This is a genomic window from Microcystis sp. M53603_WE2, assembly GCF_030065435.1.
Window position 1 is genome coordinate 1 of the sequence record NZ_JASJFF010000954.1, and the last position, 10,411, is coordinate 10,411.

General features: G+C 43.6%; 9 protein-coding genes and 1 pseudogene. 5 read left to right on the forward strand and 5 right to left on the reverse strand.

The features are described from left to right. Nucleotides 1-548 (reverse strand): annotated as a pseudogene (locus PX481_RS20095) (N-acetylmuramoyl-L-alanine amidase); the annotation flags it as partial. A gap of 197 nt (nt 549-745) precedes the next feature. Between PX481_RS20095 and PX481_RS20100 the strand changes: the two are divergent. Continuing rightward, nucleotides 746-1,180, forward strand: a complete 435-nt coding sequence (locus PX481_RS20100) for a peroxiredoxin (RefSeq protein ID WP_002761836.1) — start codon at nt 746-748, stop codon at nt 1,178-1,180. Nucleotides 1,181-1,490: 310 nt separating this feature from the next. Continuing rightward, nucleotides 1,491-2,495 (forward strand): glycoside hydrolase family 10-like protein, encoded by a 1,005-nt coding sequence (locus tag PX481_RS20105; RefSeq protein WP_012268243.1) that lies wholly within the window; start codon nt 1,491-1,493, stop codon nt 2,493-2,495. On the opposite strand, the gene PX481_RS20110 is transcribed toward PX481_RS20105, so the two are convergent. The 4 genes from PX481_RS20110 to cruF form a co-directional block, all read right to left on the reverse strand. Next, entirely contained in the window at nt 2,436-4,955 is a 2,520-nt protein-coding gene (locus tag PX481_RS20110; protein ID WP_288095647.1) for an ATP-binding protein, read from the reverse strand. The genes PX481_RS20105 and PX481_RS20110 overlap by 60 nt on opposite strands. 139 nt (nt 4,956-5,094) lie before the next feature. Next, nucleotides 5,095-5,487, reverse strand: a complete 393-nt coding sequence (locus PX481_RS20115) for a Het-E N-terminal domain-containing protein (protein WP_288026842.1) — start codon at nt 5,485-5,487, stop codon at nt 5,095-5,097. A gap of 117 nt (nt 5,488-5,604) precedes the next feature. Continuing rightward, nucleotides 5,605-6,795, reverse strand: coding sequence for a 2'-O-glycosyltransferase CruG (cruG, locus tag PX481_RS20120; RefSeq protein ID WP_288095648.1), 1,191 nt, complete (start codon nt 6,793-6,795; stop codon nt 5,605-5,607). 1 nt (nt 6,796) lies between these two features. Continuing rightward, nucleotides 6,797-7,711: a gamma-carotene 1'-hydroxylase CruF gene (gene cruF / locus PX481_RS20125; RefSeq protein WP_288095649.1), complete on the reverse strand. Its 915-nt coding sequence runs from the start codon at nt 7,709-7,711 to the stop codon at nt 6,797-6,799. Nucleotides 7,712-7,864: 153 nt separating this feature from the next. Here cruF and PX481_RS20130 point away from each other — a divergent pair, with 153 nt between their 5' ends. From PX481_RS20130 to PX481_RS20140, 3 genes are all read left to right on the forward strand, one after another. Next, nucleotides 7,865-8,080 (forward strand): hypothetical protein, encoded by a 216-nt coding sequence (locus PX481_RS20130; protein WP_071825105.1) that lies wholly within the window; start codon nt 7,865-7,867, stop codon nt 8,078-8,080. 223 nt (nt 8,081-8,303) lie between these two features. Further along, complete coding sequence (locus tag PX481_RS20135; RefSeq protein ID WP_080603648.1) at nt 8,304-8,519, forward strand: hypothetical protein; 216 nt, start codon at nt 8,304-8,306, stop codon at nt 8,517-8,519. 2 nt (nt 8,520-8,521) lie between these two features. Next, nucleotides 8,522-10,030 (forward strand): serine/threonine-protein kinase, encoded by a 1,509-nt coding sequence (locus PX481_RS20140; RefSeq protein WP_288095650.1) that lies wholly within the window; start codon nt 8,522-8,524, stop codon nt 10,028-10,030. The last annotated feature ends 381 nt before the right edge of the window (nt 10,031-10,411 follow it).

The following is a 10,411-nucleotide window of genomic DNA, read 5'->3' on the forward strand; positions in this document are numbered from 1 at the left end:
AGATTAGTTAAAACTGCGGCATTACTAGGCAGTTTTGTGGTTTGAGGTTGGGGTAAAAGAGGCAGAATTTTATCTCCTAACTGCACAGAAACCTGAGCTTGGGGAGTGGCAATCGCACTAAAACAAATCCATTCCCCCACTAACCTCGTCCTATGGACAGAAGGACTGAGAGAGTTATCAGCAAAAGCTAATCCTTGGGGAATAATTGCTTGAGTATCTCGACGAATTATTTGACGATTAATAGTTTGGTTTTGATAGCGAATAGTGAAATTATTTTCGCCAACTTCTAGGGGAAAACTAGGGGCAAAATATCCTTTAGCACTGCGTTGAATCGGTTGATTATTGAGCAAAACTTGACCCGATGGAGGAGCAGAACCAATAAAAAAGATTCTAGCGGCCGTGGTTTGATGATTATCGGGAGGATAAACAATCATTAATGAGGTAGATTTAGCGCTGATACTGTGATAAAAACCGATTAATAGCACTAAACCCCAACCAATTAAGATATTTTGCCCAAAAGTTCTCACCTTTAACCAGAATAGCCCCATATTATCCCCCTCTTAGCTGACAAATATTATCCTAAGACAAATTCTGGAGGTTTGTTGTTCGTCTTCTAAGCTGTACTGTATTTAAACTGATCGGGAAATTTAGTACAAATGCTCTGACTTCTTTTTCCCCTCTCCCTGTTTGTGACCCTCATCCCTTATGATCAAGATAGATTAACTTTTGTAAAGGAATCGGAGTTATGGCTTTAACCGTTGGAACAATCGCACCGAACTTTACCACCACCGACGATACTGGAAAAACCGTTTCCCTGTCGGATTTTCAAGGTAAAGTCGTAGTTTTATACTTCTATCCCAAAGATGATACCCCCGGCTGCACCAAGCAAGCGCAAAGCTTCCGGGATAACTACGAACAATACCAAGACAAGGAAATAGTAGTCTTCGGGGTGAGCAGGGATGACCAAGGTTCCCATGCACAATTTAAAGAAAAATACGGTTTACCCTTCCAATTGCTCGTAGATACCGATGGTGCTATCACCAAAGCTTATGACGTCGATGGGGGTGGCTATTCTAAGCGCGTCACCTATATCATCGATGCAGAAGGCAAAATTAGCCATGTGGATGACAAAGTGAATACCGCTAGTCACGCATCGGATATTCTCTGCGTAGTCGGTTAATTTTCCCTAAAATCTTTTCTGGGTGTGTTAGGGGAGCCTAATACACCCGATACCCCAGTTCACTGATAATCAGTTTTTAATAAACGGATTTAGTATAACTAAATAGGTCTTGCTGATGATGAACTGAATATTAAAAATCGGACTAAAATAAGTGGGTGGGTGGAATTAAATATAAGATGAACGTAGGTTGGGTTGAAGCATGAAACCCAACGCCTGCATGGGTTACGCTACCGCTAACCCATCCTACAAATAATTTGGCCTCCCTACTTAATACTATTATCAAATATCTTGGTGGGATTAATCGGGAATCATGGTTAAGTTTAGCAAGTACCTAAAGAGGTTTGGGATTGTTGCTGGAGTGGCTTTTTTGTTGTTGGTTACTCACCGAGCGGCTCCCCGAAAGGCAGTGGAAAATGAGCAGATGAAGGGGGTTTGGTTAACCAATATTGGCACGATATTGTTACATCACACTACGTCCTTAGATGAGGTGTTAAATCATCTTTCGCGATCGGGTTATGACCGGGTGTATTTTAGTGTTTATGGGTTTAGGGGAACGCTTTATCCGACTTCCCAACGTCCGACGAATTGGTTGTTTGTGCCGCCGTTGAGCAATCCCTGGAGGGCAGCGGTTAAGGAGTCTTTACGGCAGGGTTTGAAACCATTTGCTTGGTTTGAGTATGGTTTGATGTTATCCCCTAAGGATCCTATTGCCAAAAAGCATCCGGATTGGCTATTAAAAACGCCCGCAGGGAAGACGGTGGTGGAAACCAATGTCTGGTTAGATCCGGCGAATCCGCAGGTACAAGCCTATCTTTTGGGGAATATGGAAGATATTTTAAAAGAAAAAGATTTGGCGGGGATTCAGTTAGATGATCATTGGGCAGTTCCGCGTGTTTTTGGTAATAAAAGTCAGGCTTTAACGAATTTAACCCGCAAGTTGCACGATCATGTCAAGGCGATTAATCCCAAGTTGGTGGTGAGTCTTTCGCCTAATCCTCACTCTTTTGCGGTGAATAAATATAATCAAAATTGGTTGGCTTGGGTGCGTCAAGGGATTGTGGATGAGGTGGTCTTACAGATCTATCGGAAAACTCCCAATCAGGTGGCGGCAAGTCTTTCGGGATCGGGACTGGCGACAGCTTCCCGGTATGTGCCGGTGGGGGTGGGTTTATATGCGGGTTGGAATCCTGATTTTTCCTTAAAGGGTTTACAAGCTCAGGTGAGGACGGTGGAGCAGCAGGGTTATGGCTATTCGTTATTTTGTTGGGAGTTTGTCGTCATGCGTCATCTTTTTAATCATATTCCTCGGTTTTAATTGAGATGGATTGGTATCCAGCAAATTTTGTTCACTCAGCCACTCTGAATCATAGATTTCCAGAAGTTGTGTCAAGATATCAAAAAACTGTTTTTCTGTTCCATCAATAGAGCGCCGAACCCAAAAACCTCCCGATACATTCGCTAGATACCAATAATTATCTTTCCCATTAATCCTTTCAGAAATATTTTTATTTTGGTTGGCTAAATAGTCACCCAGCCATCTAAACTCTTCTTGCAGATACCAACCACCACATTTTTCGGGTCCTCCAAGGTCACAACGTTCTAGAGTTTGCTTTTCAATTTTATCTGGATATTCACTCTTGATTGCTTTAAACTCATCAGATCCTTCAGGGGTTGGAAACAAAATTTTATGTGTTTGGTAGAAAGCTCTTGCTACTACTTTAATTTTATCATTGTAAGCTCGTTGGATGTTTTGCTTAAATGTGCTGTCAGCAGGTTCAATAACAACTTTCTCTTGAATCCATGTTAGAAATTCTGGGTTGTAATGCCCAAACTCGTAGCCACCCTCAAAGTTCAGACTAAAATTAGTATGAGGACCCTTCTTGAAAATAGGTAAGCCAGATATCGCCATTAATTTGCTATAATCAACAAAGGGCTTGATCTGACAGTAGAGATCGCGCAGTCCATAATCGAGCCAAGTTCCACACTCTTCATAGCTTTTTTTTAATGGCTTAAGGCTTATCCAAGCAGAGTGAATAAGTTCTTCTTGTGTGCGTTGTTTAGCAACCTTAACATTCCATAATTGAATTCCTGCAAAGCTGGCCAGCCCCAAAGAAATGACTGAAAAAGTAGCGAGGCTTACAATGGTATTTCGTCGTCGGTTTTTCTTTTGCTGCTCTTGTTGCTGTTGCCAATTGACACTGGCATCAATGAATTCACTTTCTTCTGGTCTTAAGCCACGAAGATTTTTAAAAGCGCCTTCTTTATTTCTCAACTCTACAGCCTTAGCCAATTGATAGCCTTTCAAGAGTTCATCCTGAGCTTTAGACTCATCCTCTAAGCGAATTTTTTGCCACCGTCTTGTCTCATCAGTCAACCGATTTTTGAAGATAATTGCTTCTTTTGCTTGTTCAAGCCAGTCTTTTAACTCATTCCAAGATGAGAGCAAAATTTCATGGGCAATTTCTACGGTTGGAGTTGGAGGTTGTTTCAGACGCTTGCTGTCACTCGCTTGCATTTCTTCCGTACTAGAATACTCGCTACTACTAACTAGCAACTTGTCTTTATTAATGAACTTTTCGAGGAGCTTTTCTTCTGATTTACCGACAAATTCATTTCGATAAGCTCGTCTGCTCACTGCTCTACTGCCTGAATCAGTATCAACAACATTAACTAGCTTCAAAAATATTTGCTTAGTGGTTGTCTTTTCGTCTTCGTTCAAATTGAGGTATATCTCGTTGACCCGCTTTTGCAATGCTCCCCTTACCCCCTCTAACGCTGCATAACTTTTCTTGTTTAAGATACGGTCTTCGATCTCAAAGCGACCATCAGCACAGCGAGTTTGGCATTCACTTTTCCAAAGCAAATTCAGGGTATATTGCAATAAGGGAAGATAACCTTTTTGTCCATCAAGTTCCTTGATAATTTGTTCAACTAACCCTTCTTCAAACACGACCCCATGCTTGGCTGCTGGTTGCTCAATCGCCTGTCGCAGTTCATCTGGATGCATCATAGTCACCAGACGCATATTATTATTTTCGTTAACAATAGCACCTAAATCGGGATAGAAACTCAATTGGTCCAGAAAGTCAGCCCGCATTGCCAGTACAATCTTGACAGAACTATTCCCAGACTTGGCAACTTGAACAAGACCTGCAATAAAATTTTTGCGTTTATCTAAATCGTTGCAAATAGTGAACAATTCCTCAAATTGATCGACAAAAATTAGCCACCGTTCCCCATCTTTCCTTAAGGTGTCAATCACTTTAGTTAGGGTATCTGCCTTTGCTTCTCGGGCAATCTCGACTTCTGCTTCACTGAAGTGATAATCCTTCTCCTCAATGAGTAAACACCGATGTAGGGAATCAAAGGGATCTTGATTCGGTGTAAAGATGAAGTCATAAAATGTTTGAGACTCCAGAGATTTTTTCAACTCAGGAATTAACCCCGCACGCACCACAGAAGACTTGCCACTTCCAGAAGCCCCTAACACTAAACTCAAGTTGCTTCGATTCACCATCTCAAATAATTCAGCAATTAACTTATCTCTACCGAAAAAGAGATCTCTGTCTTTGTCATTAAATCTTTTCAGTCCCCGATAAGGTGACTTCATAGTCAATGGTTGCTGCGTACCTTTAGCAACTGAAATCTGGACAGTTTGAGTCTCAATTTTAGTACCAATTTGAACGGGAGCGATGATTAAATCACCGCTAACGTTAGTATCTTTAATCAGGTTATCTTGTTCCTGAGATTGACGGTCTGGAATTGACTGGCTCATAGTAGTGGCATCTCCGATGTTTTGTTTTAGGGACCAGAGATGCAACAAATGGCTGTCGGTTCAGCTAAATCCAGCACTCCTTCTAATCTTTGTTTAAGTGGTCAAATTTTACCGAACCCTTATTCAAATTCACGCTTTCTTAACTCTTCTTGCCTTCTTGAACTGGCTTAAATTCAAAGTTTCCACCAACAGTTACGCCGCTCACCGTATTAGTTTGAGTTTGATTGATTATCTCCTGTCCACCGGGCTGTTCTTTGACTTGATCGAGTAAATCCTGAGCCACTTTAATGATTTCCTGATCTTGATCAGCACCAGCTTTGGTAATTTTATCTTTTAACAAACCTTCAGCTTGCTTGATTTCTTCTGGTTTGGCATCTACCATCGCTTGTCCCAGAACATCGCCTTCAAACTTCTTCTTAATTAAAGTCTTCAAACCCTGATAGGCATCTTTAACAGCTGTTCCTGCGGTATCATTAGCGCCAGCGAGCGCACCAGCCCCTAAAGCAGCAAGAATCAGAGAAATAGGGTCCATAGTTGAGCCTCAATTATTATGTAGAAGGAGTAAATAGTGGTCTGATGAGTTCGCCTCATTGACCGTCTTAATTGTGACTACAAGGTACATCAACCTCTTTACGGATATCAAAAAATATTACTGATACACTCGACCGCGCCAACTTTGGGGACGGGTAAAAGCAGAGACAAAAATGCGGATAACTGCCAGCGGATCCGCTAGGGGAGATAGCCAAAATAATACTGAGGATAGATTGACTTTTTCGCCTCGATAGTAGCTAGGAGAGACAGCCAATAAAAGGGCAAAACGAATCAATAACAGCAGCAGGTTTAAAGTCAAAACAATTTTTAAACTCAGGAAATTGTAGCCAAAAATCAAAGCTGTGAGCAGTAAAGGAGTGATAATTATCGGTAATCCCTGAGTAAGAGCTAATAAAGCTAAATCGCCCCATAATTGCCCCTGATAGGAGGCATCTTTGAGGTCAAGAGATCTGCCCCATTCGCGCCAAGTTTCCTTGAGTCCTTCGTACATCCGCACGCGAATCAACTTCGCCCCATCGAGAAATCCCACCCGATAGCCTTTCGTTGCCGCTAGACGGGCGAGGGTGACATCATCGCAAAAAGAACCTTTTGCCCCGCTATAACCGTCTAAAGCCGCTAAAACTGACCGCCGGCAGAGAAAACATTGACCATTGGCCATCACTCTTTCGGGATCTTGTTCTCGCACCCCGGCGGAATCAAAACGATAGAGCAAAGTCATCAATAAAGCCGGCTGTAACCACCATTCCCCCGGATAGGAGAGGATAAATTGCGGCGACAGGGAAACTAAATCATAACCTTCTGCGATCGCAGCTTTAACTAAACTAGCGACTAAATTTGCTTGGGGTTGGGTATCGGCATCAATGCCCAAAATCCAGTCACTTTTAGGAGAACTAAACAAAAAACCATTGTGTAACGCCCAGGGACGACCTACCCAATCGGGGGGCAAAGGATAATCGGTTTTCAAGCGAAAGCGGGGGTCTTTTGCCGCTATCTCTTTGACTTTTTCCCGCGTACCATCTTGGGAATTGCTATCGACAATCAGAATTTCTCGCACTTCGTAACTCTGTTGACTCAATCCCTGTAAACAACCGTCAATCCTGGCCACTTCGTTTAACGTCGGCACAATCACGCTTACTGTCCCTAACATCTCCGGGGTGGGGGGTTGGGGAGTCAGGGGAGGACGACGACGCGCCCCTTTTAGCAAACGGGAAAGAAGGATAAAAAAGGCAACAGCCTGAGACAGCAGTAGCCCCAGGCAGAATGCACCGAGAATTATCTCAGTTAACAACTTATTTGGCTCCTCTCACCGAAACAACGGGGATTTTTAGGGTTGTTACTTCGCTTGTCGGCACTGTTTGCCCGGAAGCAACAGCCTTGGCGCGATTATAGAGGAGTGTTAAAGGCAGAATACCGGTGAGTAATCCTAAGAAAATCGGCGGATAAATACCGGCACCCATACTCATGACCGTAGCAAAGCCAAAATTACCCAAATACATCACAAAAGGCAGGGTTAAATCTTGACTTGGCAGTTTCACCGGTTGCACTTGCCAAATTAAAGTGGCTACCGTCATAAAAACACAGCCTGTACCGAACCAACCGGCAAAATTTTCATAGGGCATCCCAAAGAAGGCCCCCGGTTGTTCCCAAATCCAGAAGGGCATGGTAGTTTGACTCATGGCCGGATCTAGGACAAAATCCCAGGAAGTTAATAATACCGCCCCGATAGCGATCGATCCTAGATTTTGTAGCCACTGGGGTATAGCAAGAGTGGATAAACCAACACGAGCGATGATATAGGCACTAAAACCGAGATAAAACCAAGATAGGGGGATAGTAAAGGGGACTAAACCCGCAATTTTGTAACCTAAGCCCGAAAGATAACGATAATGACCGAAAGGAAAGCCGGTACTGGTTCCTAATAGTTCGCTACAAAGGGATAAACTGATAGCGGGAACCATGAATCCTAACCAGTGCCACACTCCTAGAGTCCGATAGGCATAAACAGCCACCGCTGCCATTCCTAACACCATATACACCACACCCCCCCCGGCCATTGACCAAGCAAAGGCAGTTTTGCCAAAATCTGGTAAATTGGCCACAAATTCGGGATGGGGCAAAACTAGCAACAATCCCGCTAGTCCAAAAGCCATCGATACGATATGACCGATGAGCAGAGCTTTTTCGATCGCAATTAGTCGTCTCATTAAATCTCTAGCACTGCGAAGGGATAATCATTTTTAAGTTTACAAATCTTTATTAAAGAATTATTACGCAGATCGGTCACTTTCGGCAAAAAAGTTTTACAGGGGTTAGGGATTTGCCTGTAGTGGTGGTTTAGGAGTCCCTTGGCAGTCCCGATGAAAAAATTTTCACCCCCACAGATGAAAGAGGTTTCTTTCCCTACACCCCACACCCCACACCCTACACCCCACACCCCACACCCTACACCCCACACCCTACACCCTACACCCCACACCCCACACCCCACACCCTCTTTCAAGTCAGGACAATCAAGAACGAATAATAATCAATCAAATTGTCTATCTAGAGATTTTATGTTACTTTATACTTAGTTTTTTCATTTTTTCAACCCCCAAAAATTAATTATCCGAGAGGCAATGACTAAAAATGCCTGAAAATATAGCGTTTCTGATTCACAAGAGGTACATTCCCGATCCTGAACAGCTTAATCAGCAAAGGTTTAAGTGTGCCGCACAGATGCGAGAACCGCTATATATGTTAACAATGATGCTTTTAGTCCGAAAAAAAGGTTCTTCGGTTTGTGTTATGTAATTTTTGCCAATTGTTTTCGATCTAGAACGAGCTAATCAATTAAGTCTCTTGCCAGATAAGGATTTAGTCGATTTATGCCCCCTGATCGAACCATACCAAGTAACGAAGAACCGAAAAAAAGCCATTCTAAGATTAAGTCCTCTCAATCGCCGACCAATTGCAGCGGTTCTTAAAAAAACTCTCTCCACCAGACTCACTATAATTAACACAGTAGCCTAGCTATGTCGGCAGAATCTAGACATCGGAGTTTACTTGCCAATCGATACCAACTGGTCGAGTTGATCGGTAGCGGTGCCATGGGACAAGTATATCGAGCAGAAGATAAACTCTTAGGTGGCGTAACCGTCGCCGTCAAATTCCTCTCGCAAACTCTCCTCAACAACAGAATGCGCGAGCGCTTCGAGCGAGAGGCGACTATTTCGGCACTTTTAGGCGAAAAAAGTATTCATGTTGTTAAGGTTCGTGATTATGGTGTAGATGACAAGGAAGTCCCCTTCTACGTCATGGAATTTTTGCCGGGGGAGAGCATGAGTGAAATCATCAAACATCAGCCGCTGCCCCTCCCGCGCTTTCTCAATCTCACCCGTCAGATTTGTTTCGGCCTGGAATGCGCCCATAAGGGTATTATCTTCCAAGGCGAGAGCTGTCCGATTATTCACCGGGACATCAAACCAGGCAATATTATCGTGATTCAGGATTCGGGATTGGGGGAATTGGTGAAAATTCTCGATTTTGGCATCGCTAAACTCATCCAATCGGGAGAATCCCAAACCCAATCGTTTATGGGAACCTTAGCCTATTGTTCCCCGGAACAGATGGAAGGTAAAGAACTCGATCATCGTTCTGATATCTACAGTTTTGGGATTATGATGTACGAGATGATCACGGGAGAAACGCCCATTTTTCCCGATAATCCCTCCTTTGGCGGTTGGTATGAGGTTCACCACTACGCCGAACCCCGTTCCTTTAATTCTAGCTTGCAATTACCGCCAGAATTAGAACAGTTAATCCTGCGCTGCTTGGCCAAAGCACCCAGCGATCGCCCGTCAAGTGTTACAGATATACTACAACGTCTCGAACGACTTGAACCCCTAGTCAAAAATGAAATAGTCAAAAAAACCGACGATTACACCCGCAAAATCAAAACCCCTCGTGATTTAAATCAAACCATTGTTTCTGCTGCTAATGCGAGGGATATCTGTGTCAAGTCCAGTTGGCCCGAGGATAAACCGCGCCAAAAAATTGTCTTCTCACGCTGTCTCCAGGCTGCTGACGGCGTTTTTCCCGGTTTATGGGTAATGTTGGATCGAGAAGATATCGCCGTCCGGGTTGCTAGTGTCCGTTATAATCAATTCCTCTTTTTACCCACACCTCACCCGATGATTCTCTGGATTACTGTCCTCTATCATCGTCAATGGGGCCCCCTCTGGTTGCCTTGTTATTTGGACTTAAAAACCCCTCAAGGTCAAAAAATGACCAAAACCCTCGCCGAAGCCGGTCAATACTGGATTTTATTTTTCCCCCTCGAAGGCAGCAACATCTGTGAAAATGTGATCAACGCTAATATTCCCGCCAATCAATGCCAAATTTTGCAGCAATGGGTGACAGATAGTCAATCGGGCCAGGGTGGCAACCCGCAAATTAGCAAGCGGATGTTAAAACAGAAAATCGAGCAACTTAAACCCCAGATTCTGGCCAAATTAGAGTCAGAACTGGCCGGGCAGCCCTAAAAAATCAGGGGGGTATGATGAGTTGCTGAAACGGATGTAATTTTGGGGTAATCGATGAATATGCCCCATAACAGCGCAGTCGAGCGGACAGCGGACGGGACTAATATTTGTGTATATTGCCAAAGCTATCTGCCGCTCTTCACTTTCGCTATTAGCCATCATCCATTCCCAATGCCTACTTCTGTATTATAAGTTGGGTACTATTTTTGTAGATAGTGCAGAAATCTACAGGAGATCAAGTATTGACATCCTCGCCGCCCTAAAAGTGCGGCGATTCCTAAACCTCACGATTTAAGTTTCTGCTTCCACCACCGTCGCATACCACAGTTAAAAAACCATGTACTGTCTTACACAGAGTCCACAGACTTTCGCCCCATTTCA

Coding starts and splice junctions, on each gene's coding strand:
- PX481_RS20100 (WP_002761836.1), top strand. CDS start 746: ATGGCTTTAACCGTTGGAACAATCGCACCGAACTTTACCACCACCGAC.
- cruF (WP_288095649.1), bottom strand. CDS start 7,711: ATGAGACGACTAATTGCGATCGAAAAAGCTCTGCTCATCGGTCATATC.
- PX481_RS20140 (WP_288095650.1), top strand. CDS start 8,522: ATGTCGGCAGAATCTAGACATCGGAGTTTACTTGCCAATCGATACCAA.
- PX481_RS20115 (WP_288026842.1), bottom strand. CDS start 5,487: ATGGACCCTATTTCTCTGATTCTTGCTGCTTTAGGGGCTGGTGCGCTC.
- PX481_RS20110 (WP_288095647.1), bottom strand. CDS start 4,955: ATGAGCCAGTCAATTCCAGACCGTCAATCTCAGGAACAAGATAACCTG.
- PX481_RS20105 (WP_012268243.1), top strand. CDS start 1,491: ATGGTTAAGTTTAGCAAGTACCTAAAGAGGTTTGGGATTGTTGCTGGA.
- PX481_RS20130 (WP_071825105.1), top strand. CDS start 7,865: ATGAAAAAATTTTCACCCCCACAGATGAAAGAGGTTTCTTTCCCTACA.